Source organism: Kitasatospora sp. NPDC002551 (genome assembly GCF_040296005.1).
Taxonomy (GTDB): domain Bacteria; phylum Actinomycetota; class Actinomycetes; order Streptomycetales; family Streptomycetaceae; genus Kitasatospora.
The window spans coordinates 1-24,772 of sequence record NZ_JBEOWI010000084.1 but is presented as its reverse complement, the minus strand read 5'-3'; the positions used below and the strand labels follow the sequence as shown (position 1 = coordinate 24,772).

Genomic DNA, 24,772 nt, shown 5'->3' with positions numbered 1-24,772 from the left:
TTTTGGTGAGTGGTTTCCTGTCCTCAGCCCCGGGGGGGGGGGCCCCCCCCCCCCCCCCCCCCCCCGCCACCGCCGCCAGCAGGCAGGCGCCGCCGAACAGCAGCATGGGCGCCACCGTGCCGCCCTCCTCGTCCATCGTCAGCAGCATCCCGAGGTTGACCAGGGTGTGGAAGCCGCCGGCGAGCAGCAGCCGGTTCGCCCGTACGCCCTCCAGCGCCAGCCCGAGGACGACCGACATCGCCACCGTGGCCAGCAGGAACCCGGCCGCGTACCCGGGCCGCCGCGCGAACACCTGCACATGCCACCCGCCCCAGAGCAGGCCCACCAGCGCCGAGGCGGCGAGCGGCCCGAAGCGGGTGCGCAGCAGCGGCTGGAGGAAGCACCGCCAGCCGATCTCCTCGCCGCACGCCCCGACCAGCTGTGCCAGCACGATCAGCGTGAACGGGTGGGCGAGGGAGCGCGGGTCGGTCAGCCGGGCGTCACCGTCGAGCAGCGCGTAGGCCCCGGCGGCCGTCACGATGACGAGCGGCGCGGTGAGCAGCAGCCACCACCCCGCGCGGCCCGGTCCCGCCCAGGCGGTGTCCGCGCGGGTCGCCCGGGCACCGGTGCCCAGCCCGGCCAGCCGCCCGCGGATCCGCTCCGGCCACACCAGCGCCGCCACCAGCACCCCGGCGGCCGGGCCGAACTGGGTGAGCTGGACCACCTCCTCCGGGATCCCGGTGGCCGGCTGGAGCGCCGCCAGCGCCCCGGCCGCGGGGAAGGCGACGGCGAGGAACACCACCGCCTCCGCCTTCCACGCCACCCGCTGTCCCCGTGCTCCCCGTCCCCGCATGTCGTCCGCCTCCCGGTCCGCCCGATCACGTCCTTGCGACGTCGACTCTTCCGTCCCGGCCGAGCCCTGCCATTGCAGCCAGCTGCCCGAGGGGGGTACAGCTACCTGCACCCCCGGCCACCGGTTTCCGACCGGTCGGCGGCGGGTAAGGTGCCCCGGTTCGTCGTTCGGCGGACCTTCGGTGCTGACCTGGAGAGAGCTTGTCGATACGCATCACCGCTCTGGCCGATCCCGAGCGTGGCCCGTACAGCCGGCGGCTCGTCTGGCTCGCGGCGGACGGGGAGGGGAACCCGGTCGGAACGGCGTCGCTGCGCCTGCTCACCGATCCGGGGCAGGCGCACCTGGCGGAACTGGCGGTCCGGGTGCATCCGGTGGAGCGGCGCGGCGGTGTCGGGTCGCGGCTGGTGGAGGCCGCGCTGGCCACGGCGCGTTCGGAGGGGCGGCGGGCCGTGGTGGCGCCGGCGGAGTGCGGGACGGCGGGCGAGGCGTTCCTGCTGGCGCGCGGGTTCCGCAAGGCGCTGACGCTGCGGCACGCACGGCTGGACCTGGCGACGGCGGGCGGGGGCGGGGCGGCCGAGGAGGCGGGCGGGGGCTACCGCCTGGTGGCCTGGGACGGCACCGTCCCCGACGGGTTCGCGGCGTCGTACGCCGCCGCGCGCCGGGCGATGGACGACATGCCGATGGGTGAGGTCGACCACGGCACGGTGACCTGGGACGTCGAGCGGCTGCGGGCGGTGGCCCGGGCCGTCGCGGAGCGCGGCGAGCACCTGCTCACGGTGGCGGCGCTCGCCGTGGCCGACGGCACGATCGCCGGCTTCAGCGAGCTGGTCGTCCCGGCGGACGGGCTCGGCGACGGTCTGCACTACGGCACCGCCGTCCTGCCCGAGCACCGCGGCCACGGGCTCGCCCGCCGGATGAAGGCCGAGGCGATCCGCCGGACGCGCGGCCGTCACCCGGAGCTGGCCGGTCTGGTGACCGACACGGCCGAGGAGAACGCCGCCATGCGGAGCGTCAATCAGGCCCTGGGCTACCGGCCGACCCACGTGACCTTCCAGTACCAGCGGATGCTGTGACGGGCCGGGGCCGGTGGTTCAGAGGTCGAGGAGTTCGACGGTGACGGCGGCGGTGTCGCCCGGTTCGAGGTCCTCGGCGGTGCGGACGGCGCGCTTGACCGGCAGGACGTAGCAGCCTCGGCTGCTGTCCGGGAAGATCGACGTCTGCCAGTTGCTGCTGCCGAGGGTGACCCGCACGCGCAGCGAGCCGAAGCCGCGGCGCGGCCCGGCGGCCACGTCGCGGATCTCCTCGGAGGCCTCGACGGGCAGGCTGACGAAGGTCCAGCTGTCGGCGCGCCGGGCGTCCCAGATCCAGAGCTCGGCCTCAAAATCGAACACCACCGGCCAAGCATCGCACGCGCCACTGACAACCCGGCCCCGCACGCGCCCCCGTGGCGTGCCGTCACATCGGCGGCCCGCGCTCGCGTCGGCGGCCGTCCCTCACATCGGCGGCGCTCCCTCACATCGGCAGGGAGTGCAGCCGCACGGCGCCCTCGGGCCACTGAGCGCCCTCGCGCAGCGGGAACCACATGGTGCGCAGCGGCATCACCGTCGGGCCGGCCGGCTGCTCGACCTCGACGGGGACCTCCAGCGGGTGCCAGCCGAGGCGGGCGTAGAGGCCGGCCACGTCGGGCCGGCAGAAGAGGATCGCCAGGTGCGGGCCGAGGCCGCGGGCGCGGGCCAGCGCCCCGTCCACCACGGCGCGGGCGAGTCCGGTCCCGCGCCGGTCGGCGGCGACGGCCACGCCGCCCAGCCCGACGACGTCGGTGCGCAGGCCGCCCACCGACAGCGGCAGCACGACCAGCCCGGCGTGCGCGACGAGCCGGCCGTCCGGTTCGTCGCGGATGCCGACGTGGTGCTCCTTGGGCCGCCAGGTGAACCCCAGCGCGGCGACCCCGAAGGTGTCCTGGGTGTCCCCGAAGATCTCGGCCAGGTCGTAGCTCTCCAGCGGGACGACGGTGTTCTGATGGTCGGTCATCCCCGCATCGTGCCATCCCCGACCGTCCGGGCCTCCGGCGGTGCCGGGGAAGGCCCGGTCGGCGGCGGGGTCGGCGGCGGCGTCAGCGGACGACGTCGAGGATCTGCTTCTGCAGGCCGTTGGAGTAGACCTCGTGCTCGACGAGCTTCAGCTTCTGGGCGTCCTTGTCCGTGCTGCTGAACAGGCGCTTGCCGGCGCCGAGCAGCAGCGGGTAGACGAGCAGGTGGTAGCGGTCGACGAGGCCGGCGTCGGAGAGGGCCCGGTTGAGGGAGGCGCTGCCGTGGACGATGATCGGGCCGCCCTCGGTCTCCTTCAGGGCGGCGACCTCGTCGAGCGAGCGCAGGATGGTGGTCTCGCCCCAGTTCTCCACCAGGTCGTCCTCGGCGAGGGTGGTGGAGACGACGTACTTGGGCAGTTCCTTGTAGCGGGCGAACTCCGCCATGTCCGGCCAGACCTGGCTGAACGCCTCATAGCTGACCCGGCCCAGGAGCATCGCGGTGGCCTCCTCCTGCTCCCGCCCCTTGATCTCGTAGGCCTCGGGGACGAACTCGACGTCCTTGAAGGTCCAGCCGGAGTTGCGGTAGCCGGGTTCGCCGCCGGGGGCCTCGACGACGCCGTCGAGGGAGATGAAGGCGGTGCTGATCAGGGTGCGCATGGTGATTCCTCGGTGAGTGTGGGACTGCGGTTCGGGAAGGACCAGGGATCAGGCGTCGGGGAAAGGGGTCAGGGGTCGGGGGTCGGGGGCCGGGGGTCGGGCTAGGACGCCGGTGAGCCGGTGCTGCCAGGCGGGCTCGGCCCCTTCGGGGCCGGGGCCGAAGAGGTGGTGGGACGTCAGGACCACGCCGCCGCCGTGGCGGAAAGTGTAGAGGCCGCCGGGCACGGGAACGCCGAACGGGGCCCGCGCGCATCGCGCGGGCCCCGTTCGGAAGCGCCTCCGTCAGGCCACGACCTGGACCTTGTCGGCCTGCATGCCCTTCTGGCCCTGGACCGCCTCGAACGTCACCTTCTGGCCCTCGACGAGGGACTTGAAGCCGCTCCCCTCGATCGCCCTGAAGTGCACGAACAGGTCAGGACCGGACTCCGGGGTGATGAAGCCGTAGCCCTTCTCGTCGTTGAACCACTTCACGGTGCCGTTCTCGCGCTCGGCCATGTCTTCTCCTTGCATGCGGATCACGCTGACCACGCCAGTCTCTCACGCAGTGGCGTCGAGCCCGTACGAAACGTGACGAGTGCCGTCAGCTGTCCGCGCGGAAGGCCCCGTGCACCCGCAGGTCGGCCTGGATCGCCACCTTGTCGTCATTGGTGTGCAGGATCCAGCCGGCGCTCTTGCTGCGGACCGAGAGGTGGTCGTTGGCGTTGACCTTCCCGTGGAAGAGCGACTGCCCGCTGACCCAGAAGTCGCCCTGGATCGCCAGCTTCTCGTCGTTGACGTGCAGGATCCACCCGCTCTCGCCGCGCACGGACAGGTGCCGGTTGGCGTTGACCTTCCCCTCGAAGACCGAGTCGCCGTGGACGGTGAGGGCGTAGTCGCCGCTGGTCGTCAGCTTGCCCCCGACGGTCAGGTCGCCCGCGCTGACGGTGCCGCCGACCTCCAGGTTCCGCAGCGGCCGGACGTCCCCGTGCACGGTGAGGCTGCCGTCGACCACCAGGTCCCGGCCGGCGTGCACCTCGTCCTGCGCCTCCAGCCGGCCGTGCACGACCAGCCGGGCCGGGCCCTCCTGCGTCTCCAGCACGTCACCGACCGTCAGCCCGCCCTGGATGGTCAGGCGCTCCTTCACCACGGCCCGGGCGGTGAGCAGGTCGTCGAGGTCCGCCTTGCCGGCCGCGACGGTGCCCCACTGCCGGCTGCCCTCGCCCTTGAAGACGTTCAGCCCGGCGGGCGGGAACTCGATCCACCCGGCGCTGCCGTCCGGGCCCTGCACCCACGCGCTGTGGACCCCGTGGGCGGTGACGGTGCCCAGGTCCCGCTGCGAGCCGTGGAACACGTTGATCCCGGCGTCCGGGAAGTCGATCCACCCGGCGCTGTCGTCACGCCCCTGCACCCACCTGGTCTTCACGCCGTCCACGTCGGCCAGGTGGGCGGTGACGTTGCCCGCCTCCCGCTGCGGACCGCGGAACACGTTGATGCCGCTCCGCGGGAAGTCGATCCCGCCGTCGGCCTCCTCGCGGCCGTGCACCAGCCTCGTCCGCACGGTGTCGGCGTCGACCGTGCCCAGGTCCCGCTGGAGGCCGTGGAAGACGTCGATGCCGGTCTCGGGGAAGTCGATCCACCCGTCGGCGTCCCCGCGGCCCCGCACCAGCACCGTCTTCACGCTCTGCACGTCGGCGCTGTCGGCCGCCACCCGGCCGGGCGCGTGGGCGTCGGTCCGGATCTCCACGCCGTCCGCGACGAAGCCGACGCGGCCCCTGGCCGCCGTGCCCTCGATCCACAGCGCGCGCGTGCCGCTCTCGAACTCGGGGATGCGGGCGTGGACGGTGGTGGTGAGGAAGAAGCCGGCCTGCGTGCGGTCGGCGCCGGCCGCCGCGGCCACCAGGGTGTAGGTGGTGCCCCGCTTCGGCGTGTCGACGACCACCGAGTAGCCGTCCTGGACGACCGGGCCCTGCAGGGACGCCACGATGTGCTCGATCGGGGCGCCCTCCGCGTCGAGGACCCAGTAGTCGAGGTTGCTGGGGCCGTCCCACTCCAGGACGAGGGTCTCCCCCGCGTCCACGTCCAGCAGGGACTTCTCCGCCCGGAAGTTGCGCGGCGCCTTCGAGGTCTGCTTGGCCACGCCCAGCACGGTGGTGTAGTGGCCCGACCGTTCGGCCACGACGTTGTCGCCGCCCTCGGCCTTCTCGTGGATGGTCAGCAGGACCAGGCCCTCCACCCCGGAGACGGGGATGTTCTCCAGCTTCAGGACCAGGGCCTCGTGGCCGCGCAGCGTCACCTTGTCCTCGCCGGGGTCCTTCGCCCGGAACCGGTCCTGGCCGTCCCACACGACGGTCGGCGTCACCCGCCACTTGCGGTTCCCCGTCTTGCTGACGGTCGCGCGGATCGCCGCCGGGTTGTCCGTCAGGTGTTCGGCGTCCTTGCCGACCGGGACCTCGATGTCGATGTACTCCCAGTCCACGGCGGCCTGGTGGGTGTTGGAGGCGATCACGTACACCGTCCCGACCGACGGCACCCCGTCGGTGGACACCTGGAGCGATGTCGGATCCGTGACGATCTCGTACTTCAGCAGAGCGGGCACGATGAAGGACTCCCTACCTCGGCGATTCACACGATGCGGGCGGACGACGCGCTGTGGAGGACCGGTACGGGGCATGCGCGGAGAACGGTGCCGACGCGCCCTTCGACGGTACGTGCCGACCCGCGGCCCACGAACCGCGATCCGGCGCGGCTGGCCCGAACCCGCCCCCGGCTGTCCGGAACCACGGGATCGGCGGCGGCCGGCGAGCGCGGCCTCCAGGTGGGGCCGATCGCCGGCGACCGTGAGGATCGGCGCACCCGTTGTCAGTCGCCGCCGACTCATTGCCGGTTGGCGAGGGGGCGGGATAGCTTCACTCGGGCACCACCCGTCATACCAGTCATTCGCCTGCCCGACCGACGCTCCGTCCTCGGGCGGGTCCCCCACCCGGATGATGATGTGGAGACCAGATGGCAAGACGACGTTCCTTACTCCCGCTCGGCCTGGCCGTACCGATCGTGCTGTCACTGGCCGCCTCGCTCGGATCCCTCCCCACGCCGGCCTCGGCGACGCCACGAGCACAGTCGGCCGCGCAGGCCGGGGACGCCCAATCCCTGTCGTACGTCGTCAACACCGAGACCGACGGCCGCACGACCGCCGCGGTGCGGCGGGCCGTCACCGCGGCCGGCGGCACCGTCGTCGCCACGTACGACGGGATCGGCGTCATCGTCGCCCACTCGGCGAACCCCGACTTCGGCAAGCGACTGCGCGCGGTGCGCGGAGTGCGGTCGGCGGGCGCCACGCGGACCGCTCCGCTGGGCACAGCGGCGACGGCCGACGAGGGCCCGGTGCGGTACCTCTCCGAGGCGGAGGTCGCGGCCGCGGCCGCGACGAGCGGGAAGGTGTCCGGCGACGGCACCGAACCCCTCGAAGCGGAGCAGTGGGACCTGCGGGCGATCGGCGCGGACAAGGCGGCGAAGATCAACCCGGGCAGCGGGAACGTCACGGTCGCCGTGATAGACACCGGCGTCGACGACACCCACCCGGACCTGACCGCGAACTTCTCCCCGTCGCAGTCCGCGAACTGCGTCAGCGGCAAGGCCGACACCGCCTACGGCTCCTGGCGGCCGGTGACCGCGGACCACTTCCACGGCACGCACGTGGCGGGCACGATAGCCGCGGCCCGCAACGGCACCGGCGTCGCGGGCGTGGCGCCCGGCGTGAAGGTCGCCGGCATCACCGTCTCCCAGCCCACCCCGCGCCAGCTGATCTACGCCGAGAGCGTCGTCTGCGCCTTCGTGTTCGCCGCCGACCACGGTGTGCAGATCACCAACAACAGCTACTACGTGGACCCGTGGCAGTACAACTGCCTGGACGACCCCGACCAGAAGGCCATCGTCGACGCGGTCAACCGCGCCCAGCTCTACGCGCAGCGCAAGGGCACCCTCAACCTCGCCGGGGCCGGCAACTCCAACCACGACCTGGCCGCCAGGGCCTTCACCAGCGGTGGCGGCCCCAACGACTCCACCCCCGGGAACCGGACGATCGACCCACGCAGGTGCCCGCAGTTGCCCGCGCAGTTGCCGGGCGTCGTCACGGTCGGCGCGACCGGCCCAGCGAGCGCGAAGTCGTACTACTCCAGCTACGGCCTCGGCGTGATCGACGTCGCGGCGCCAGGCGGCGACCGGTACGTGGCCTCGGACACGCCGTCCGGGGAAGGCGGCATCCTGTCGACGCTGCCGAACAACCAGTACGGCTACCACCAGGGCACGTCCATGGCCGTGCCCCACGTCGCCGGGGTGGCGGCGTTGCTGAAGTCGGCCCATCCGCAGGCGACACCGGCCCAGTTGCAGGCTCTGCTCAAGGCCCATGCGGACAACCCGGGTTGCCCTGCCGACCCGTACGACGGGGACGGCGACGGCGTCGTGGACGCCACCTGTGCGGGCGGCAGGCGCCACAACGGCTTCTACGGCTTCGGCATCGTCGACGCACTGCGCGCGGTCGAGTAGCCGGCGCCGCCACCAGCCCGCTCCTCCTGCCCGCGCGACACGCCCCCGTCCGAATTGGTCAGGGGCGTGTCGCGCAGGAGCGGGGCGAGGGCGAGCACGGTCGAACCCAGTGCGGGAGGTCGACGGAGCCGCGCGTTCCACACCACCGGACCGCTACGCCGCCACGCACGGCAGGGTCGGCGCGAAACCGTGCGTCGGGAGGGATGTGCCGTGGAATCGGTCGAGAGAGCGCTTCGGAACCCCGCCGAGAGGCGGACCCTGTCCCTGGAGCGGATCGCGGCCGTCACCTGGGACCGGGAGCCCGGCGAGGTCGCCACGCACGGCGTGCTCATCGGCACCCGGCTGTGGCCGATGCGGCACCTCATCGGCGCCGCCCTCGGCGTCGGCGCCGAGCGGGTCGGCAACGTGGCCGGCCTCAAGGCTCTCGACCGGCTCGGCCTGCGGACGTTCAGCCTCGTCCCCTACGAACCCGGTCCGGTCCGAGCGCGCCGTTCGGCAGGCCGACATCTCGCGCCGCGCCGCCGTCAGGAGTTGAGCTCCCCGCTGGGCCTACTGGGTCGCGTCGCAGGTCTGGCAGCGGCTCACCGCGGTGCGCTTGGTGTTGCCCTCGGTGGCCTGGAGCGGGCTGGAGTCGGAGAGCCGGCGCCACGTCCCCGGCGAGGGGGCGAGCACCCAGCCGTAGACGGGCGGTCGGACGTCGGCCGGGACGATGTGGCCGCAGCCGGGCAGATGGGCGATCCGACTGGCGTGGATGATGATCGCGGACGCCGGCCAGCCCTCCCACTCCGCGCCGGGCGCGCCCCTCCCGGGCCGCGTGCGCGGGGCGCACTCGGCGCAGTTGCTCAGCTCGTGGCGGCAGTAGTCCATCGGCCCTTGTCCCGTTCGGCCCTTGTCCCGTTCGGCTCGCGGCCGAGTCTACGGCCCGTCAGCCCGCGCCGGGCCGAGGCCGCCGAGGCGGGCGTCCGCCGCCGTCAGGAGTCCTGCGGCACGCCGCTGTAGGCCGGGGCGAAGAAGACGAGGACCACGAGGTCCTGCGTGACGTCGTGGAAGCGGTGCTCCTCCCGGGCGGGCACGAAGAGGGCGGTACCGGGGCCGACCTCGACCGTGGAGCCGCCGGCGGTGAAGGAGCCCCGCCCCTGGGTCACGACGTAGATCTCGTCCTCGTTGTGCGGCGACTGCCCGTCCACGGCGCCCGCCGGAACGGAGTAGGTGCCGAAGCTCAGTGCGGGAACCGTCAGGTGCTCCGCGTAGTCGGCGGAACCGTCGTTGCCGGGCCTGAAGTGCCCGCTGTCGATGATCTGCATGGCGGACGATCCTGCCACGCCGGGCCGGGCCCGGGTCACGGTTCCGGTGGCACGGGGCGCCGCTCAGAGGTGGGCGCTGATCTCGCCCCCGGCGGAGAGCACCATGTAGACGCCGTTGGCGACGCCTCCGGCGTCGTGCTGGTCGGCCTCCAGCGTGCCGTGCACGGCGCCGTCGGGGCCGAGGATCTGTGCGCGGTAGTGGAGTTCACCGACCTCGGTGACCTTGGCCGTCCAGCCGCCCGCGAGCTTGAACGTCCCCGGTCCCTGGTGACCGCCGCCCATCCAGGAGTGGACCTGGCCGTCCAGCGAGAGCACGACGAACATGCCGTTGGCGTTCAGCCCGGCGTCGGTGTCCTTCGTCCCGAAGGTGGCGAGGACCGTGCCCTTGTTGACGATCCTGGCGGTGTAGGTCTGCGGCCCGCTCTGCTGGACCTCGGCCGTGCTGCCGTCCACCAGGGGGAAGCCGTGGACCGAGGGCTTCGGCTTGGCGGGTGTGGCCGACGGGGCCGACGGCGTGGCCGGCGTGGTGGGCCTGGGCGAGGCGGGCGGGGTCGGCGTCTGCGTCTGCGTCTGCGTCGCCGGGGCAGTGGGCCTGGTCGGCGCGGCCGGCGCGGCCGACGTGGTCGGCGCCGTGGTGACCGCCGTCGCGGGCCCGGTGCCCTCGGCGGTGGCGGGCGCGGCGGCCGTGGAGCTGCAGGCCGTCGCAGCGGGGACGATCAGCACGGCGGCCAGGACGGTGCCGGCCAGCGTACGGACGGCGGTCGCACGGCGGGTCGTCGAGCGGGACATGCGGTACTCCTGGGCGCAGTACGGGTGAGGGCGCGCACGGCGGCCCGTCCCCCCGTGTGCGGGGACTTCGGGGGCCGCGTGGCGGCGTGCACGATCGAAACTAGTGCGAAAAGTCGACGGAACCGCGCGTTCCATGTCACCGGGCCGCAACCGAACGCGGCGGCGGGCGGCCCGGCGATATCCGGTGGTCGCACCGGGAGGAGACCGGAAGAATCCTTCGGCATGAGCCTGCTGACGCACTGGCCGCTCACCGGACTGCGGCTGACCACCCCCCGTCTCGAACTGCGGCTGCCCGGCCCGGAGGAACTCGCCGCGCTGGCCTCGCTCGCCGCCGAGGGCGTGCACGACCCGGCCGTGCAGCCGTTCACGGTCGCCTGGACGGACGTGGCGCCCGAGCCGCGGGCGCGGAGCGTCCTGCAGTACCACTGGCGCTGCTGGGGCGTGTGGCAGCCGGAGAACTGGGAGCTCAACCTCGTCGTGCTGCAGGACGGCGTCGTCGTGGGCACCCAGGGCATCGGCGCCCGGGACTTCGCGATCCGTCGTGAGGTCCACACCGGCTCCTGGCTCGGCCGGACGCACCACGGCCGGGGCCTGGGCACCGAGATGCGCGCCGCGGTGCTCGACCTGGCCTTCGCCGGGCTCGACGCGCGGCACGCCACCTCCGGCGCCTATGCGGACAACACCGCGTCGCTGGGGGTGTCGGGCAAGCTGGGGTACCGCGAGGACGGCGTCGAGCACCATGTCGTCCGCGGGCGGGCCGCCGTCCTGCGCCGGCTCCGGCTCACCTCCGACCAGTGGCGGGAACACCGGCGGGTCCCCGTGACGATCGAGGGACTGCGGGAGTGCCTGCCCTGGTTCGGCCTGGGGTGACCCCCCGGACCGGCGGAGCCCTGAAGAACGGGACGTCCGGGGTCACCGGACGGCTCGTCGACGGCCTGCTGCACGAGCTCCCGCCTGACGTTCGTTCCTGCCTTCTCGGTCTGCGGCCGCGGGCCTCGTGGGCGCCGCTCACCCCGGAGTCGGTACCGGCGGTGGGATCTCGACATCCCGGGCGCGGCGAATCGCGTCGGGCCCGGCGAACGGCTCCGGGCCCGGCAGCGCCGGCGCGTCGGTGCAGGTGGGAGGATCGTGCCCAGGCGTCAAGCTCAGGAAGGGTGGCCGTGACGGCGCTGGACCGTGCGAGCGCGATCGCGCTGGTGCAGGGAATCATGGGCGGCCGGTACACCGACGAGGCCGGGACGGACGCGGTGCTGGAGGCACTCGACCGAGGCCTCGCCTGCCCGCGCGGCCACGTCGCCGGGCTTATCTTCTGGCCCGGGGCACCGGACCCCACGGCGGCCGAGGTGGTCGACCAGGCGCTCGGCTACCGCCCCTTCGCCCTGTAGCAAGGGGCCGCTTCCCGCCTCGCTCGGCGGGCTTTCGTCGTAGGCCAACAGGATATGGTCCGCTCATCACACCCCTGCGTTCCGAGGAAGACCATGCGCACCCGTACCACCGGCCTCGCCGTCACGGCGGCCGCCCTGCTTGCCGCCGGGCTGACCGCCTGCTCCAGCACGGCGGCGAGCACCGACGCGAAGAGCACCGCCGCGTCGACCACCGCGGCGGCGGCGCAGCCGACCTCGGCGCCGCCCGCCCCGGCCGCCCCGGAGGCCGCGCCGAGCACCCAGGCACCGGCGCCCGCCGGCACCACCCCGGCCGCGCCCGCGCCCGCGTCGGCCGCGCCCGGCGGACTGCCCCCGAAGCCGGATGCGGCCACGACGGCGAAGTACATCGCGGCCCTGACCGCCATCGACCCGGAGATCGTCGGGGACAAGCCGGACCGGGCGGTCAGCCGCGGCCGGGACCAGTGCAGCTCGGTCGCCCAGCACTCCAAGGACGAGGCGAAGCTCGTGGAGCTGACGGCCCAGCGCTTCACCTCGCCGCAGCACCCCCAGGGCTTCGGCCCGGAGAAGAGCGCCAAGATCCTCGCGGCGGTGCGCACGCACATCTGCCCGACGTTCTGAGCCCGGGCACCACGTAGCGCCCCCGCAGGCCCGCGTCGTAGCCGGCGACGCGGGCCCGGATCCGGCGCGGCTGCCGGCGAGGACACCCACGGCTCCAACGTGCCAGGGGCGGATGGCGGAGAGCCCGGGTGCGACCCCAGAATGGTCGGATGGTCATCCTTCAGACTCCCCGTTTGATCCTGCGGCGCTGGCGCGAGGAGGACGTCGCTCCCATGGCCGCCGTCAACGCCGATCCCGAGGTCATGCGGTGGATCCGGGACGGCAGCGTCCGTGACGAGCAGCAGACCGGCGACGGGATCCGGGCGTGGGAGAGCGAGTGGGAGTCCCAGGGCTTCGGCCTGTTCGCCGTGGAGATCCGGTCCACCGGCGAACTGGCCGGGTTCACCGGCCTCTCGGTGCCGCACTTCCTGCCGGAGGTGCTGCCGGCGGTCGAGGTCGGCTGGCGGCTGGGGCGTTCGCACTGGGGGCGGGGCCTGGCCACCGAGGCGGCCGCGGCCGCCGTCCGGTTCGCGTTCGAGGAGCGCGGGCTGGAGCGGATCGTCAGCATCGCTCAGATCGGCAACGACGCCTCCGAACGGATCATGGTCAAGCTGGGGATGCGCCCGGTCCGGGAGACCGTGAATCCCACCTGCGGCCGACGGGTTCGGGTGTTCGAGCTGTCGTCGGACCAGTACGTCGCCTGACCGGGATTCCCGGACGGGGAACACGAACTGAGCTCGCGTCAGGCGGGTCTCGAACTCGCCTCTCCCGCACCACCGGCACCGGGCGCGCCCCCGGTGCCGTCGCACTGTCACAGGACCGTCCCCGCTCGGTGAACGGGACCCGATCGCCGTTCCCAACCACCCTTCGCAGCGGCACTCTTGGGCTGGCGTCCGGACGTCACGACCCGTCCGGACGAAGGCGGAACGCCGGCCCCGGGCCCGTGGGACGGGGGCCGCCGTCCAGGCGCGAGCGTAGGGGGGACGGGTGAGAGCGCTCACGGTCATCGGCGCCGCCACGGTGCCGGAGGAATCCCGACCCGCGTGGATGGGGGCGGTGATCCGGGGCGGGCAGCACGTCGCCGACGCGCTCGGCATCCCCGCCCATCTGACCACCATGGACCCGGACGCCGCCTTCGGCGCGATCGCCATACCGGTCCTGCTGGCGCTCATCCTCCTGGGCGTCCAGGCCGGGCCCATCGCCCGCGCCGTCGCCTCCCGGGACTTCTGGGACGACACCGGCCGCCTGCTCGGCGTGGCGCAGTTGCTGCTGCTCCTGCTGGCCTACGCGTTCGGGACGGGCGGGCAGTCCCGCTCGTTCGGCGCCGCCGTCGGGGACATCCTCTCCGGACAGCTGCCGGACCTGCTGCCGATGGCCGTCGCGACCCAGTGGCTACTGCTCTCCGCGCTCTGGCTGGTGGTGGGCGCGTCCGCCGGAGTCGGCCGCTCGGATCTGACCGCCCCGTTCGACGCCGTCCGCGGCATGGCCCTGCTCGCGGTCTTCGTCGTGGCGTTCACCGCCGCCTGGATGGCGCCGCCCAGCGGCGAGGGACCCGCCGGCCGGCTGCCGGCGGTGGGCGCGGTCGGCGCCGTCCTCCTCGTGTTCGGCTACCTCGGCGCCGTCAGCCGCGGACACGAGCAGCGGCCGCATGCCGTGCGCCGGCGCCGCGAGGCACTGGAGCACAGCTTCCGCAGGCGCGGCGAGGGACCGCGGAACGACGGGGAGAGCCGGCCCGAGGACGCGCTGATCGCCGCGCTGCTCACCCGGGGGCGGGACCGGACCGTGCCACCGGCGGGCAGCATCTGGCGCCCCGCTCCGGCCCTGGTCCTGCGGATGTGCCTGCTCTGGGCCGTGCTGTTCGGTGTGCCCGCCGCAGCCGTCACCTGGATCTTCAGCACCGGGCGCTTTCCCCCGCCCGACCTCCCGGGCGTCCTGCGCGTCGAACTGGCCGTCCTGTCCGTCATGGTGCTGCTGATGGTGTTCTCGTTCCGGCGCAAGCTCGACGGCCGGGTCCGGGTGTCCCCGGCGGTACCCCGGCTGATCGATCTCAGCCTGCTGCTCTCGGTCGGCTGGCTGGGCCTGTCCGGTGCCCTGAGCTCCCCGGTGACCCTCGGTCCGCTGCCGGCCTGGGTGGTGGCGCTGGGGCCGCCCCTGGTGATCGCCTCGCTGGTACTCCTCCTCGGCGTCCTCCCGCACCGGCGGGAGACTCCGCGGCTGGCCCTCGCCCTGACCGTGGCCGTGGTCGCGGGACCACTCGTGCTGCCCCTGCGGGCGGCTGTCCACCACCTGCTGGGCGGGATCGTGCACGTGCTCGGGTAGAGCCTGCGGAGAGAAGAAGAGACACCCACCGGGACGGTTCCGGAGAACGCCGGAACCGTCCCGGGGTTCGGGCCTGCTGCCCGGAGGCCCGAGGTCAGCAGAGGTGCCAGGGGCCCCAGCCGTCGTTCATGGTGCGGCACCAGAACTGGTAGTCGCCGCTCCACGCGCCGACGCTGGACGGATTGGGCCAGGCCACTCCGTACTTCAGGTCGAGCCCGCTGCCGCCCAGGCTCACCCAGGAGGCCCAGGATCCCCCGGCCGTGGTCTGCGCCGAGGTCCAGACGGCGTGGTCGGTGCCCAGCCCGGTGACTTCCTTGCGGCCGTCCGCCCAGGTCACGATCGTGGTCTGGCTCCCGCACAGGAGCACGCGGGAGGGCGCCCCGTAGGAGAACGTCGCGGTACAGCCGCTGACGCCGTCGTAGTAGCCCGGAGCGGCGCCCACCTCGATGTCGACGTAGTTGTTGGCCGTGGCGTGCGCGGGCGCGGCAAGGCCGAACAGCCCGCCGACGACAGCGAAGAGGAGCGCGATCAGACGTACCTTCGTCTTCAAGGTCCCACCTGTCCCATTCATCCCGGGGAATCTCCGCCGGGAAGCTGGGAGTGTGTCAGAGATCCTTCACCGGCCCGTACCCCCAGGGAGGTAATCTCCCCAGGGACTTTCCGACCCCTCGGATCACGGACGGCAGCAGCGGCGCCGGCAGCCGAAGGCCCCCGGCGCTCCTCTTCCGCCGAGCCGCGGATTCCCGCTACAAATGGAGGCGGGAAATCCAGATCCCGGGCCGCCATCGGAAAGTTCCGCCGAACCGGGAGATTTCCGGCGATTCGGCCCATGGGCGACAGGGCGCCCGACAGGCCGAATTCCCGCAGCTGGTACGACAAGCGCCCAGATTGATCGAAATATGAGTCCTTCGAACACAGCACGAGATCCGGAGAGAGCACGATGATCCACTCCCGCTTGGCCAAAGCCCTTGCAGCGGTCCTCTGCTTCACCGCCCTGGTGGTACTCAGCCTCTACTCGGTCGGCATGCTGTCCACTGATTCCCTCGTGGGAACTTCGGTTCGGGCCGGCGCCGGAGGGATCCTCGCCGCGGCCACCCTGGGCCTCGTCCACTACCTGGCATCCCTCGTCCGCACGGGACGGGACGGCAGCGAGGAACCCTGAGGCTCCGAGCACACGGCCCGCAACCTGACCCCGCGCGGTCTGACACCTGTCCGGAGTCCCGGGCGCCACTGAGGAAGCAGTCCATGGGGAAGCCGGATCGGCGGAACCTCGGATCCGAGCACATGCCGGTGAGTCGGCCGGGCGGAGCACCTACTCCACCCGGCCGATCCGCAGCATGATCCGAGGAAGCAGTTCGGGTGGATGGAGTTCGCCTTCTGAAGGCCGGGGATCCGGCGGCCGGGTGAAGGCATCCGTGAGTGGACGCCTCCACCCGGCATCAGTATCGGAAGCGAGCATGGGGAGCAGGAGTGGAACTGAAGGTCCTGGCACCCGGGCGACACTGGATGGCTCGGACGAAGGAACGAAGGAAGCTGGCGGAGATCACCTCTCCGCTCGGAATGATCGATGTCATTCGGGGGCCGATGAGCGCATCAGCCCACCCTCGGGAGTTCTTGGAGAGGTGGGAGTTCGTTTTGGACGGAGCTGATTTGCTGCTGGTGGACGACATGGGAGTGCCTGGCTACGGGGCACGCAAGCGGGTGGCTGCTGAATCGACCGTCCTCCTCCAAGGCGTTCCGGGTCACCTCTCCGGCGCTCGCACGCTACGGCCGTCCAAGCGCTTTGTGGCGTTGACCTGGGGTGGCAACCGGATCACGGCCAAGGTGGGGCGGCCGCGCTACTCCATCAGGGACGCCACGGGGGCCGAATGTGCGGCTTTTGTCGGGAAATCGTGGACATTCCATCGCGCTGATCCGGCCGTCGTCGCCTTCGCGGCATTCTTCGTATCGGCCAGTATCGAGCCGATGCTCATGTCCCCCTTGCTGGAGTTGGCATGACCTTCGACGTCCCCGGCGTCGACGAAGACCTCGTCGACGCCGCCCGGGAACCCGATCGGGGCCGATCACCCCTCTGCCGGCGTGCGCCGTTGTCCCTGCCAACCGGGCGGGAGAGTTCGACGTTGTCCGACGTAGGATCACTGCAGGCAGGACCACAACCCCGACCGGCCCGCCGCATCGTGATCGCCAGCACTCTCGCCGCCGCGCCCAGGACGACCGGGTCGCCGCCGGCCTGGGCGGCGGCAAGGGCGCGGTCGACCGTGGCCCACGCGACATCAGCGTGCGACCTCACCGCGAGTTCGGTGGCCAGCACCCAGGCCCGCGCGACCTGGCCGCGCTGAAGCGCCGCCAGCACGGAGGGCCGGCATTCAGGCAGAAGCATCAGTCGGCACTGAGCGGGCTCTCAGCTCAGTGCCGACTGATGGTCTCTCAGCACCATGCCTCAAACAGCGCACCCCGACCGGCAATCCGGTCGGGGTCCGCACAGTTGATCTCGGGTCCCGCCACCTGGTTCCGCTCCTTCGAGCCGGAGCATGCTTCGAACGCGGCCTGTTGGTCGAGCGCGGCGAGGCGACCGCAGCGTGATCGGCATCTTTCTGTTCTACGATCATCGGCGCTTCGGATCAGACAACGATCGTTCGAACGGGTGGTGTTGAGATGACCGCAGAGGCACTGGCGATCTTGAAGGCGGTGGGAGCTGAGGGGATCGAACACCCCGGCGGAACACTGCTGGCGCACCTGCGGCGAGTCAGCGCCCTTCTCGCCTCGTGGGGTGCTCGCCCGGCGCTGGTGTCGGCCGGGCTCTGTCACGCGTTCTACGGGACCGACGGGTTCCCGGTCGCGCTGTTGGATGTCGAGCGCCGGGCCGAACTGGTCGAGGCGATCGGCGCCGAGGCCGAAGCACTCGTCCACTTCTACGCCTCCTGCGACCGCAAGTCCTCCTACCAGGGGCTGACTGATGACCGGGGCACGTTCGTCGACCGGTTCACCGGCGCACCGCTGCATCCAAGCCTCGAAGCGCGTCGAGACTTCGCCGAAATCACCGCCGCCAACGAGTTGGACATCGCCGCAGTCAGCCCGGAGGCCCGCCTCCGCCACGGCGCGGACCTGCTCGACCTGTTCACCCGATGGCAGCCCCTGCTGTCCGAGTCGGCCTGGGCTCACTGCCGCAGTGTGCTGGACCAGGCCGACCACTGACTGCACAGGAGTGGCGGCGTTGGACTTCATGCCCAACGCGGCAGAGCGGCGCCTCAAACAGCGGACCCCGACCGGGATTTCCCGGTCGGGGTCCGCACGATGAGCTTGCGTCAAACGGTGCCGAACTCGCCCGCCTGCACGCCGGCGACGAAAGAGCGCCAGGCGGGGGTGGGGAAGAGGAGGGCGGGGCCGTCGGGGTCCTTGGAGTCGCGGACGGGGACGGCAGTGGGGTGGGAGGTTGCGACCTCGATGCACTGGCCGCCGTTGTTGCTGTAGGAGCTCTTGCGCCAGTGCACGGGGGTGAAGGCGATGGGCTTCATGTCCAACACGGTAGCGCGGCGCCTCAAACAGTGGACCCCGAACGGGATTCCAGGTCGGGGTCCGCACGATGAGCTTGCCTCAGACGGTGCCGAACTCGCCCGCCTGCACGCCGGCGACGAAAGAGCGCCAGGCGGAGGCCGGGAAGACGAGAGCCGGGCCCTGGGGGTCCTTGGAGTCGCGGACGGGCATGACACCGGCGTAGCCGTCGGCGACCTCGATGCACCCGCCCCCGCCATTGCTGTGTGAACTCTTGCGCCACTTGGCGCCCGACAGGTCAACGTGCATGGCGTTCAAGTTCCTTCCGTACCCCGTGAATCATGGCCAGGCTGTCCGCCCGGGGAAGTGCGTCCACCTGTTGCCGATCGTACTTTCTCACCCAGCCGGCGACCGTCTCGGAGTCCTGCTCCAGATAACCCCGCTGCAGCGTCTCGGTGTAGCCGACCATCGCCCGGTTGGGGAGGGTGAGCAGGGTGACCGCGTGGGAGAGGGGTCGCTCCTGTCGGACACCGTGACTTCTCCGGAAAGCAGGCCGAGGCCGTCTACATGGACACCCTCGCCGGGCTCTACCTCCGGCCCGAGGGCGGCGGCTGCGAGTGGACCACCAAGCCCGGCCACATCCAGCCCCTCACCGAACCCCGCTTCGCCAGCGTCCAGCACCCCAGCTGGCCGCGCACCGCCGACGTGGCGTGAACCAAGCCCTCAGACTGCTCGCTGCCGCCCTCAGCGGCGCCGGCAAGCAGAGGGCCCCGGCCGGGAATCCGGTCGGGGCCCTCGCGATGAGCTTGCGTCAGACGTTGCCGAACTCGCCCGCCTGCACACCGGCGACGAAAGAGCGCCAGGCGGAGGCCGGGAAGACAAGGGCCGGGCCCTCGGGGTTCTTCGAGTCACGGACGGGAACAGCGCCCGGGAAGCTCGCGGAGACCTCCACGCACTGACCGCCGTTCGTGGAGTACGACGACTTAACCCAGGATGCGCCAGACAGGTCGAGGTTCATGGGGCTAGCTCCTTTCGAGCCTTGTGGATCAGCGCCAGGGAGGCCGCCTTGGGCAATGCCTCCACCACCAACTGATCGTACTGCCTCTCCCACGCCTTGACCGATTCACGGACCCGCTCAAGGTAGCCACGAGCATGCGATTCGGCATAGCCGACGACCGATCCATCCGGCAGGTCAAGCAAGGTCACCGGCAGCGCGAATGGCAGGTGCTCACCCAGGGAGAACGGGGCCACCTGGACCGTGATGTTCGGACGGGAAGCGAGCTCGGCAATGCGATCGAACTGCTTCACCATCACGGGCCGCCCCCCGATCGACCGGACCAGGCATGTCTCGTCCATCACCATGTGGATCAGCGGCGGGCTCTTCCTGTCAAACAGGCGCTGCCGGGCCAACACGAACTCGACGCGCTGCTCAGCCTCGGACTGGGTGATCGCCCCTCGCTGGACCGCCGCATACGCCAGCGCCTCGGCGTACTCCGGCACCTGGAACAACCCGGTGACGATCATCATCGAGAACTCGCGGAGACGACGGCACTTCGCCTCGCCGTCGGCGAACTCCGGGAAGCCCTCCAGCAGGCTGGCCTTCGCGTGCCTGCGCCAGAGTTCGTAGAACGTGCCTCCGGTTTCGAATACCTGGTCGGCTTTAACAGCGAAGTTCCTTGTTGGAGGACGCTTCGCTCGTTCGACGTACGAGACCAGGGTGTTGGAGTACCCCATGCGCTTCGCCAGGCCGACCTGCGACCACCCTCGCGCCCGTCGCAACCTGGCAAGTTCCAGACCGAAGCGAACGGCAGGAGATGACACCGCGTCAACAACGAGCTCGTCCATGAACGCTGGCACCTTTCACGCGCCCAATTGGTCAACGTTCAGACCCTGGCCATCGTAAACCGGAACGGGTCACTATGGCTACACCCCGTGAGAGATCCGGGACCCTGCGCAACCAATGGAGCCAACATGCCCAGCCGCCCCCGCATTCCTGCCTATTCCCCCACCGTGGGGGAGGTCGTTCTCGACCTCGGGCACCGTGACTTCTCCGGCCGGCCCGTCGAGGCCGTCTACATGGACACCCTCGCCGGGCTCGCCTACCTCCGGCCCGAGGGCGGCGGCTGCGAGTGGACCACCAAACCCGACCACATCCAGGCCCTCACCGAACCCCGCTTCACCACCGTCCAGCACCCCAGCCGGCCCCGCACCGCCGACGTGGCGTGAACCGCCCCCTCAAACTGGCGGCCGCCCTCCTCGGCGTCCCCACCCTCAGTGCCCTCGCCGCCACCCTCGTCTGCTGGCCCATCCGCAACGGACCACCAGGCCCCCAACTCCTCATCTTCGGGCTCGTCCTGGCCGCCGGCGTCTGCGCCGGCCTGCCCGCCTGCTTCACCTGGCTCTCCTCCGACGACCCGGACGAGAACTGACCCCACCCCTCAGGAGCACCACATGCCACACACCCTCCCCGCCATCCTCACCCACCCGCCCCGCCGCCGCCTCGGCCACCAGACCCTCATCCTCAACCGCGACGGCGCCGTCCTCCTCGTCGCCACCACCTACAAGACCGGCCTCATCCTCCCCGGCGGCAGCGCCGAGGCCAACGAACTCCCCCACCTCGCCGCCCGCCGCCACACCGAGACCGAAACCGGCCTCGCCCTCCCCCTGCGCCACATCCTCGCCACCGACTACGTCGACGCCCGAAACCTCCCCGAGGGCATCAACTTCGTCTACTGGGGCGGTCGTTTGACCAGTTCCCAGGAGGACATCGTCGCCCGCCACCAGCCCCCCGCCACCATCACCGCCCTCCACTGGCTCCACCCCCACCAACTCCCCGACGCCATGGCCCCCGACCAGCACCGCCGCACCACCCACGCCCTCACCGCCCTCACCCGCGGCATCCACCTCCCCTTCCTCCTCCGCGGCACCCCCGCCGAATAGTCAGAGGCGGGTGCTCCGGGGCCCGGAACCAGCTGGTTCCGGGCCCCGGGAACGCCTGAGGACCAGTGGGTCAGCCGGTGGCGTCGGCCGCGGGGTCCGGCACCGCCGTGGCCCAGGTGCCCATGGCGTCGAGGACGTCGCGCAGGCCTTCGCCGAGCGGGGTGAGCGCGTACTCGACGCGCGGGGGGATCTCCGCGTAGGTCGTGCGGGTGACGATGCCGTGTCGCTCGAACTGGCGCAGCCGGCTGGTCAGGGTGTGCGGGCTGATCCCGGGCAGGGCCTCGCGCAGCTGGTTGAAGCGGTGGGGGCCGTGCAGCAGTTCCCGCACGATCAGGGTGGCCCACGGACCGTTGAGCAGGACGAGGAACCGGGCGACACCGCACTCGGGCAGACGGGATTCGGTCACGTTGTCGACCGTAACCCATTAGTGCAGTTGATGTAACTGGTGCACTGCATGCACTAATGGCGCCATGACCTACGTGATTCACGGCGCCACCGGCGCCCAGGGTGCCCCCGTCGTCGCCGCTCTCGCCGCCGCGGGCAAGTCCGTGACCGCTCCGACCCGCAACGCCGACGCCGTGGTGGACGGCGCGCGCGTGGTGGTGGCCGGATACGACTCCGTCGCGGAGCTGACCCGCGCCTACCGCGGCGCCGAGGGCGTGTTCGTCCACCTGCCGATGGCTTCCGAAGAGGACCGCCGGACGTATGCGCGCAACATCCTCGCCGCCCTGCGCGAGGCCCGCCCGGCCCGCGTGGTGTTCTCCACCAGCGGTGCCCCGACCGACCCGGGCACCGGTGGCGCGGCCTCGGAGCTGGTCCGCGGCCTGGCGGACAGCAGGGTGTCGCACGCGGTGATCGAGCCCACGCTGTACCTGGAGAACCTGCTCCTGCCGTTCGTCATCGGCACGGTGCACGAGCGGAGCGCGCTGCCCTACCCGATCCGCGCCGACTTCCCCGTCTCCTGGGCGTCGCACCTGGACATCGCCGACGCCGTCGTCGCCCTGTTCGACCGCCCGGACGTCACCGGCGGCGTCTCCATAGGCCAGTACCCGGCGCCCACCGGACCGGACCTCGCCGCGGCGTTCGGCACCCACTTCGGCAAGGACGTGGTCTTCGAGCCGATCACCCCCGAGCAGTTCCGCGCCTCGGTCGCCCCCTTCATCGGCGAAGGCCCCGCCGCCGGCGTCGCCGCCGTCTACGAGGCGCTGAGCGCGCTCGCCGACCTCTCGATCACGCCCGAGAACTCCGCCCGGAAGCTGCTCGGTCTCACCACCCGTACCACCGGTCAGTGGCTGACGGACATCGGCCTCTGACCGGCCGACCCCGGCACGCTCGACCAGCCCCGCGCCGTACGGACGGCGCGGGGCACGTGTTCGACCGGTGGGGGCCTGGCGGCGCTCGGGGTGCAGCCGGCGCGGGACGACACCAGTGCCGTATCAGGAAACGTTCGCCCCGTCGTCGGCCCTGCCTGCCGATGGCTTCGACCGCTGGCGATAATCGACCAATGAGCACCGTCGAACGCCTTATGCCACCGCTGAACGCCGACGAGCGCACCACGCTGGAGAGCTGGCTCGGCTTCCACCGCACCACTCTGGCCATGAAGTGCGAGGGCCTGGACGACGAGCAGGCGGCCGTCGCGTCCGTGCCGCCGTCCGGCTTCACGTTGACCGGCCTCGTACAGCACATGGCAGAGGTGGAACGGAACTGGTTCCGCCGAGTGTTCGCCGGAGAACAGGCCCCGCCCATCTTCGACCCGCAGGCCGACCCGTCTGCCCCCGACGGCGGCTTCGAACTGGCCGAGGGCGCCACCTTGGGCGACGCCCTCGCCATCTGGCAGACGGAGATCGCCCGCGCCCGCGAGCTCTGCGCCGACCGTGCGCTGACCGACACTGGTCGCTTCATGGAGCAGGACGTCAACCTCCGCTGGATCTACGTCCACATGATCGAGGAGTACGCCCGCCACAACGGCCACGCCGATCTGGTGCGGGAACGCATCGACGGCGCCACCGGCGTGTAGCGCGGACCGGGCAGCGTCGGGCCCTGCCGACGACCGGCGCGTACGCGCCGGTCGTCGGCAGGGCCGTTTCTCCGGATGATGCAGCGACCACGGGGCGAGCGAATTCGGCCTCCGGGGGCCGATCCCGGAGGCCGGAGTGCCGAGGGTCACATCGGGTGGGGTGAGGCGCTCCCGGGGCGGGTGCGGCCCGGTATTGCGGGGCGGAAGGCCGTTGTGTACGGGCCGAGGGCCCGTCCGATTCAGGACTTTCGCCCTGTTTTCCGCTGACCTTCGGCCCCGGGGGTCACGGTGTGGCGCCGGGCAACTGTGGACGGTCGCCTGGTGGACCCCGGGCGAGTGGCCCGGCCTCCTCGGCGGGCCGCCAACGACCGTCTACGCGGCGCACGCGTGCAGTTGCACGCGGTGCGCTCCGGAGGACCCGAACGAATGTCGCGCACCATCGACAACGCCCCGTATACCGCCTTCCACCGCAGGCTCGCCCTCGCCTGCTCCGGTGGACCGCTGCTCGACGGGTACATCCTGAGCATCGTGGGCGTCGCCCTCATCGGCATGCGCCCCGAACTGGGGCTCTCCACCGCCGACGTCAGCCTGATCGGCGCGGCCGCGCTGGTCGGCATGTTCGTCGGCGGCGCGCTCTTCGGCGTGCTGACCGACAAGATCGGGCGGGAGGTGATGTACACCGCCGACCTGCTCGTGATGATCGTCTGCTCGGTGCTGTCCTTCTGGGTCGACGCGGTCTGGGCGATCGCCCTGCTGCGCTTCGTGCTCGGCATGGCGGTGGCCGCCGACTACCCCATCGCGACGTCCCTGCTCGCCGAGTGGCTGCCCGCCAAGCACCGCGGGCGGTTGCTCGGTCAGCAGATCGTCGCCTGGTACGCCGGCGCCGTGCTCGCCTACCTGACCGGCTACCTCTTCCTGACGTTCGGCGGACCGGGCAGCTGGCGCTGGATGCTCGGCAGCTCCGCCCTGCTGTGCGTGGTGTTCCTGGTGATCCGCCGCGGCTCGCCCGAGTCGCCGCGCTGGCTGGCCGCCAACGGCCGGGTCGGCGAGGCCGTGCGCCTGGTCGAGAAGCACCTCGGTGTGAAGGTCGACGGCCGCGAGCTGATGCCCGAGCCCACCGCCCCCGGCGCCCCGACCGGCCTGAGGCTGCTGATGACCCCGCCCTACCGGCGGCGGACGCTGTTCTGCGGGCTGTTCTTCCTCTGCCAGGTCGGCCCGCTGTTCGCGATGCTCACCTTCGGGCCGCAGCTCCTGGAGGCCTTCGGCATGCCGGGCGGCACCGTGCTCGAAACCCTCGGCACCGGCCTGATCAGCCTGGTCTTCCTGCTCGGCTGCTACCCCGCGCTGCGCCTGATCGACACCTGGGGCCGCCGGCCGGTGATCATCCGCTCCTTCGCGCTGATGATCGTCCCGCTCGCCGTCCTGGGTCTGTGGCCGGACGCCCCGGCCGCCGTCGTGGTCGTCGCGCTGTGCGCGTACGCCTTCCTGTGCGGCGGGCCGAACGTGCTCGACTGGACCTACCCCAACGAGCTGTTCCCCACCGAGGTCCGGGCCACCGCCGTGGGCGTGGCCACCTCGGTCAGCCGGATCGGCGCGGCCGTCGGCACCTTCCTGCTGCCGCTGTCGCTGAGCGGCATCGGCACCGGTCCGACCATGCTGATCGCCGCCGCCGTCACCGCGTGCGGCCTGCTGGTCTCCGTGCTCTGGGCCGAGGAGACCCGCGGCACGGCGCTCGGTGCGGCCTCGGCCGCGCCCGGCCGCGCCGACCGGGTGGCCCGGCCCGCGCGCACCGCTCCGCAGCCGGTGCGCTGAGAGTGAATTGGTGACCCGTGGGCGGGGACCCCTCCCCCCCGTCGCCGGCCCGCCCCCGGGGGCGCGGCGGGGCAGGCG

Annotated in this window: 33 protein-coding genes and 1 pseudogene; 18 read left to right on the top strand and 16 right to left on the bottom strand. The window is 72.0% G+C overall.

Annotated elements, in window-relative coordinates:
* On the bottom strand, positions 1-802 hold an 802-nt coding region (locus ABT093_RS37885; protein WP_350572029.1), incomplete at its 3' end, for a CPBP family intramembrane glutamic endopeptidase.
* A gap of 230 nt (positions 803-1,032) precedes the next feature.
* Between ABT093_RS37885 and ABT093_RS37880 the strand changes: the two genes are divergently transcribed.
* Positions 1,033-1,905 carry a GNAT family N-acetyltransferase gene (locus ABT093_RS37880; RefSeq protein ID WP_350572028.1) on the top strand — a complete coding sequence of 291 codons (873 nt, stop codon included), beginning with the start codon at positions 1,033-1,035 and terminating at the stop codon, positions 1,903-1,905.
* A gap of 18 nt (positions 1,906-1,923) precedes the next feature.
* Here ABT093_RS37880 and ABT093_RS37875 read toward each other — a convergent pair whose 3' ends face one another.
* The 5 genes from ABT093_RS37875 to ABT093_RS37855 form a co-directional block, all read right to left on the bottom strand.
* The gene (locus tag ABT093_RS37875) at positions 1,924-2,226 is read right to left on the bottom strand and encodes a DUF1905 domain-containing protein (protein WP_350572027.1); all 303 of its coding nucleotides are present in this window, start codon (positions 2,224-2,226) and stop codon (positions 1,924-1,926) included.
* 118 nt (positions 2,227-2,344) lie between these two features.
* Positions 2,345-2,863: a GNAT family N-acetyltransferase gene (locus ABT093_RS37870; protein ID WP_350572026.1), complete on the bottom strand. Its 519-nt coding sequence runs from the start codon at positions 2,861-2,863 to the stop codon at positions 2,345-2,347.
* An 82-nt stretch (positions 2,864-2,945) separates the two neighbouring features.
* Positions 2,946-3,518, bottom strand: coding sequence for a dihydrofolate reductase family protein (locus ABT093_RS37865; protein WP_350572025.1), 573 nt, complete (start codon positions 3,516-3,518; stop codon positions 2,946-2,948).
* Positions 3,519-3,800: 282 nt separating this feature from the next.
* On the bottom strand, positions 3,801-4,013 hold the full coding sequence (locus tag ABT093_RS37860; protein ID WP_350572024.1) for a cold-shock protein: 213 nt from the start codon (positions 4,011-4,013) through the stop codon (positions 3,801-3,803).
* An 85-nt stretch (positions 4,014-4,098) separates the two neighbouring features.
* Positions 4,099-6,093 carry a polymer-forming cytoskeletal protein gene (locus ABT093_RS37855; RefSeq protein WP_350572023.1) on the bottom strand — a complete coding sequence of 665 codons (1,995 nt, stop codon included), beginning with the start codon at positions 6,091-6,093 and terminating at the stop codon, positions 4,099-4,101.
* A 407-nt stretch (positions 6,094-6,500) separates the two neighbouring features.
* Between ABT093_RS37855 and ABT093_RS37850 the strand changes: the two genes are divergently transcribed.
* A complete protein-coding gene (locus ABT093_RS37850) occupies positions 6,501-8,039 on the top strand; it encodes a S8 family serine peptidase (protein ID WP_350572022.1) in 1,539 nt (512 codons plus the stop codon).
* Between the two features lie 549 nt (positions 8,040-8,588).
* Here the strand turns inward: ABT093_RS37850 and ABT093_RS37845 are convergent.
* The 3 genes from ABT093_RS37845 to ABT093_RS37835 all read right to left on the bottom strand — a co-directional run bounded on the left by ABT093_RS37845 (position 8,589) and on the right by ABT093_RS37835 (position 9,796).
* Positions 8,589-8,906, bottom strand: a complete 318-nt coding sequence (locus ABT093_RS37845; protein ID WP_350572021.1) for a hypothetical protein — start codon at positions 8,904-8,906, stop codon at positions 8,589-8,591.
* Between the two features lie 104 nt (positions 8,907-9,010).
* Positions 9,011-9,343, bottom strand: coding sequence for a cupin domain-containing protein (locus tag ABT093_RS37840; RefSeq protein ID WP_350572020.1), 333 nt, complete (start codon positions 9,341-9,343; stop codon positions 9,011-9,013).
* A gap of 63 nt (positions 9,344-9,406) precedes the next feature.
* Positions 9,407-9,796: a hypothetical protein gene (locus ABT093_RS37835; RefSeq protein WP_350572019.1), complete on the bottom strand. Its 390-nt coding sequence runs from the start codon at positions 9,794-9,796 to the stop codon at positions 9,407-9,409.
* Between ABT093_RS37835 and ABT093_RS37830 the strand changes: the two genes are divergently transcribed.
* From ABT093_RS37830 to ABT093_RS37805, 6 genes are all read left to right on the top strand, one after another.
* The gene (locus tag ABT093_RS37830; RefSeq protein ID WP_350572018.1) at positions 9,783-10,160 is read left to right on the top strand and encodes a hypothetical protein; all 378 of its coding nucleotides are present in this window, start codon (positions 9,783-9,785) and stop codon (positions 10,158-10,160) included. The two genes, ABT093_RS37835 and ABT093_RS37830, sit on opposite strands and share 14 nt — an antisense overlap.
* A 194-nt stretch (positions 10,161-10,354) precedes the next feature.
* Complete coding sequence (locus tag ABT093_RS37825; protein ID WP_350572017.1) at positions 10,355-11,002, top strand: GNAT family N-acetyltransferase; 648 nt, start codon at positions 10,355-10,357, stop codon at positions 11,000-11,002.
* Positions 11,003-11,292: 290 nt separating this feature from the next.
* Entirely contained in the window at positions 11,293-11,517 is a 225-nt protein-coding gene (locus tag ABT093_RS37820; protein WP_350572016.1) for an e9imm peptide, read from the top strand.
* Positions 11,518-11,610: 93 nt separating this feature from the next.
* Entirely contained in the window at positions 11,611-12,135 is a 525-nt protein-coding gene (locus ABT093_RS37815; protein WP_350572015.1) for a hypothetical protein, read from the top strand.
* Positions 12,136-12,284: 149 nt separating this feature from the next.
* A complete protein-coding gene (locus ABT093_RS37810) occupies positions 12,285-12,818 on the top strand; it encodes a GNAT family N-acetyltransferase (RefSeq protein ID WP_350572014.1) in 534 nt (177 codons plus the stop codon).
* Positions 12,819-13,101: 283 nt separating this feature from the next.
* Positions 13,102-14,433 (top strand): hypothetical protein, encoded by a 1,332-nt coding sequence (locus ABT093_RS37805; protein WP_350572013.1) that lies wholly within the window; start codon positions 13,102-13,104, stop codon positions 14,431-14,433.
* Between the two features lie 94 nt (positions 14,434-14,527).
* Here the strand turns inward: ABT093_RS37805 and ABT093_RS37800 are convergent, their stop codons facing one another.
* The gene (locus tag ABT093_RS37800; protein WP_350572012.1) at positions 14,528-14,983 is read right to left on the bottom strand and encodes a DUF8189 domain-containing protein; all 456 of its coding nucleotides are present in this window, start codon (positions 14,981-14,983) and stop codon (positions 14,528-14,530) included.
* Between the two features lie 390 nt (positions 14,984-15,373).
* Between ABT093_RS37800 and ABT093_RS37795 the strand changes: the two genes are divergently transcribed.
* The 3 genes from ABT093_RS37795 to ABT093_RS37785 all read left to right on the top strand — a co-directional run bounded on the left by ABT093_RS37795 (position 15,374) and on the right by ABT093_RS37785 (position 17,628).
* On the top strand, positions 15,374-15,595 hold the full coding sequence (locus ABT093_RS37795; RefSeq protein ID WP_350572011.1) for a hypothetical protein: 222 nt from the start codon (positions 15,374-15,376) through the stop codon (positions 15,593-15,595).
* Between the two features lie 308 nt (positions 15,596-15,903).
* A complete protein-coding gene (locus tag ABT093_RS37790; RefSeq protein ID WP_350572010.1) occupies positions 15,904-16,431 on the top strand; it encodes a hypothetical protein in 528 nt (175 codons plus the stop codon).
* A gap of 657 nt (positions 16,432-17,088) precedes the next feature.
* Positions 17,089-17,628 carry a DUF6817 domain-containing protein gene (locus tag ABT093_RS37785; RefSeq protein WP_350572009.1) on the top strand — a complete coding sequence of 180 codons (540 nt, stop codon included), beginning with the start codon at positions 17,089-17,091 and terminating at the stop codon, positions 17,626-17,628.
* A 110-nt stretch (positions 17,629-17,738) separates the two neighbouring features.
* Here the strand turns inward: ABT093_RS37785 and ABT093_RS37780 are convergent, their stop codons facing one another.
* From ABT093_RS37780 to ABT093_RS37770, 3 genes and pseudogenes are all read right to left on the bottom strand, one after another.
* On the bottom strand, positions 17,739-17,948 hold the full coding sequence (locus tag ABT093_RS37780; protein ID WP_350572008.1) for a DUF397 domain-containing protein: 210 nt from the start codon (positions 17,946-17,948) through the stop codon (positions 17,739-17,741).
* Between the two features lie 79 nt (positions 17,949-18,027).
* Positions 18,028-18,234 carry a DUF397 domain-containing protein gene (locus tag ABT093_RS37775; protein ID WP_350572007.1) on the bottom strand — a complete coding sequence of 69 codons (207 nt, stop codon included), beginning with the start codon at positions 18,232-18,234 and terminating at the stop codon, positions 18,028-18,030.
* Positions 18,224-18,442, bottom strand: a pseudogene (locus tag ABT093_RS37770) (Scr1 family TA system antitoxin-like transcriptional regulator); the annotation flags it as partial. The gene ABT093_RS37775 and the pseudogene ABT093_RS37770, both read right to left, overlap by 11 nt.
* A 50-nt stretch (positions 18,443-18,492) precedes the next feature.
* Here ABT093_RS37770 and ABT093_RS37765 point away from each other — a divergent pair.
* Positions 18,493-18,639 carry a hypothetical protein gene (locus tag ABT093_RS37765; RefSeq protein WP_350572006.1) on the top strand — a complete coding sequence of 49 codons (147 nt, stop codon included), beginning with the start codon at positions 18,493-18,495 and terminating at the stop codon, positions 18,637-18,639.
* Between the two features lie 97 nt (positions 18,640-18,736).
* Here ABT093_RS37765 and ABT093_RS37760 read toward each other — a convergent pair whose 3' ends face one another.
* Positions 18,737-18,943, bottom strand: a complete 207-nt coding sequence (locus ABT093_RS37760; protein WP_350572005.1) for a DUF397 domain-containing protein — start codon at positions 18,941-18,943, stop codon at positions 18,737-18,739.
* The gene (locus tag ABT093_RS37755) at positions 18,940-19,770 is read right to left on the bottom strand and encodes a helix-turn-helix domain-containing protein (protein WP_350572004.1); all 831 of its coding nucleotides are present in this window, start codon (positions 19,768-19,770) and stop codon (positions 18,940-18,942) included. Before ABT093_RS37755 ends, ABT093_RS37760 begins: the two co-directional genes overlap by 4 nt.
* Before the next feature lie 126 nt (positions 19,771-19,896).
* On the opposite strand from ABT093_RS37755, the gene ABT093_RS37750 reads away from it, so the two are divergent.
* Genes ABT093_RS37750 through ABT093_RS37740 form a run of 3 tightly spaced genes read left to right on the top strand, consistent with a single transcriptional unit; the run spans position 19,897 to position 20,865 of the window.
* Complete coding sequence (locus ABT093_RS37750; protein WP_350572003.1) at positions 19,897-20,151, top strand: hypothetical protein; 255 nt, start codon at positions 19,897-19,899, stop codon at positions 20,149-20,151.
* Positions 20,148-20,354, top strand: a complete 207-nt coding sequence (locus ABT093_RS37745) for a hypothetical protein (RefSeq protein ID WP_350572002.1) — start codon at positions 20,148-20,150, stop codon at positions 20,352-20,354. The genes ABT093_RS37750 and ABT093_RS37745 overlap by 4 nt, the downstream gene beginning before the upstream one ends.
* Before the next feature lie 22 nt (positions 20,355-20,376).
* On the top strand, positions 20,377-20,865 hold the full coding sequence (locus tag ABT093_RS37740) for an NUDIX domain-containing protein (RefSeq protein WP_350572001.1): 489 nt from the start codon (positions 20,377-20,379) through the stop codon (positions 20,863-20,865).
* 70 nt (positions 20,866-20,935) lie between these two features.
* On the opposite strand, the gene ABT093_RS37735 is transcribed toward ABT093_RS37740, so the two are convergent.
* Positions 20,936-21,271, bottom strand: a complete 336-nt coding sequence (locus tag ABT093_RS37735; protein ID WP_350572000.1) for a winged helix-turn-helix transcriptional regulator — start codon at positions 21,269-21,271, stop codon at positions 20,936-20,938.
* Positions 21,272-21,335: 64 nt separating this feature from the next.
* On the opposite strand from ABT093_RS37735, the gene ABT093_RS37730 reads away from it, so the two are divergent.
* From ABT093_RS37730 to ABT093_RS37720, 3 genes are all read left to right on the top strand, one after another.
* Positions 21,336-22,178 (top strand): NmrA family NAD(P)-binding protein, encoded by an 843-nt coding sequence (locus ABT093_RS37730; protein WP_350571999.1) that lies wholly within the window; start codon positions 21,336-21,338, stop codon positions 22,176-22,178.
* 191 nt (positions 22,179-22,369) lie between these two features.
* Positions 22,370-22,882, top strand: a complete 513-nt coding sequence (locus ABT093_RS37725) for a DinB family protein (protein WP_350571998.1) — start codon at positions 22,370-22,372, stop codon at positions 22,880-22,882.
* A gap of 426 nt (positions 22,883-23,308) precedes the next feature.
* Complete coding sequence (locus ABT093_RS37720) at positions 23,309-24,694, top strand: MFS transporter (RefSeq protein ID WP_350571997.1); 1,386 nt, start codon at positions 23,309-23,311, stop codon at positions 24,692-24,694.
* Positions 24,695-24,772 lie beyond the last annotated feature (78 nt).

Bases quoted from the DNA above. Each gene is read 5' to 3' on its own strand.
- ABT093_RS37720 (WP_350571997.1), top strand. From the start codon at position 23,309: ATGTCGCGCACCATCGACAACGCCCCGTATACCGCCTTCCACCGCAGG.
- ABT093_RS37730 (WP_350571999.1), top strand. From the start codon at position 21,336: ATGACCTACGTGATTCACGGCGCCACCGGCGCCCAGGGTGCCCCCGTC.
- ABT093_RS37845 (WP_350572021.1), bottom strand. From the start codon at position 8,906: ATGGACTACTGCCGCCACGAGCTGAGCAACTGCGCCGAGTGCGCCCCG.
- ABT093_RS37775 (WP_350572007.1), bottom strand. From the start codon at position 18,234: ATGCACGTTGACCTGTCGGGCGCCAAGTGGCGCAAGAGTTCACACAGC.
- ABT093_RS37725 (WP_350571998.1), top strand. From the start codon at position 22,370: ATGAGCACCGTCGAACGCCTTATGCCACCGCTGAACGCCGACGAGCGC.
- ABT093_RS37850 (WP_350572022.1), top strand. From the start codon at position 6,501: ATGGCAAGACGACGTTCCTTACTCCCGCTCGGCCTGGCCGTACCGATC.
- ABT093_RS37870 (WP_350572026.1), bottom strand. From the start codon at position 2,863: ATGACCGACCATCAGAACACCGTCGTCCCGCTGGAGAGCTACGACCTG.
- ABT093_RS37750 (WP_350572003.1), top strand. From the start codon at position 19,897: ATGCCCAGCCGCCCCCGCATTCCTGCCTATTCCCCCACCGTGGGGGAG.
- ABT093_RS37740 (WP_350572001.1), top strand. From the start codon at position 20,377: ATGCCACACACCCTCCCCGCCATCCTCACCCACCCGCCCCGCCGCCGC.
- ABT093_RS37755 (WP_350572004.1), bottom strand. From the start codon at position 19,770: ATGGACGAGCTCGTTGTTGACGCGGTGTCATCTCCTGCCGTTCGCTTC.
- ABT093_RS37795 (WP_350572011.1), top strand. From the start codon at position 15,374: ATGATCCACTCCCGCTTGGCCAAAGCCCTTGCAGCGGTCCTCTGCTTC.
- ABT093_RS37760 (WP_350572005.1), bottom strand. From the start codon at position 18,943: ATGAACCTCGACCTGTCTGGCGCATCCTGGGTTAAGTCGTCGTACTCC.
- ABT093_RS37780 (WP_350572008.1), bottom strand. From the start codon at position 17,948: ATGAAGCCCATCGCCTTCACCCCCGTGCACTGGCGCAAGAGCTCCTAC.
- ABT093_RS37840 (WP_350572020.1), bottom strand. From the start codon at position 9,343: ATGCAGATCATCGACAGCGGGCACTTCAGGCCCGGCAACGACGGTTCC.
- ABT093_RS37825 (WP_350572017.1), top strand. From the start codon at position 10,355: ATGAGCCTGCTGACGCACTGGCCGCTCACCGGACTGCGGCTGACCACC.
- ABT093_RS37860 (WP_350572024.1), bottom strand. From the start codon at position 4,013: ATGGCCGAGCGCGAGAACGGCACCGTGAAGTGGTTCAACGACGAGAAG.
- ABT093_RS37865 (WP_350572025.1), bottom strand. From the start codon at position 3,518: ATGCGCACCCTGATCAGCACCGCCTTCATCTCCCTCGACGGCGTCGTC.
- ABT093_RS37785 (WP_350572009.1), top strand. From the start codon at position 17,089: ATGACCGCAGAGGCACTGGCGATCTTGAAGGCGGTGGGAGCTGAGGGG.
- ABT093_RS37810 (WP_350572014.1), top strand. From the start codon at position 12,285: ATGGTCATCCTTCAGACTCCCCGTTTGATCCTGCGGCGCTGGCGCGAG.
- ABT093_RS37815 (WP_350572015.1), top strand. From the start codon at position 11,611: ATGCGCACCCGTACCACCGGCCTCGCCGTCACGGCGGCCGCCCTGCTT.
- ABT093_RS37765 (WP_350572006.1), top strand. From the start codon at position 18,493: ATGGACACCCTCGCCGGGCTCTACCTCCGGCCCGAGGGCGGCGGCTGC.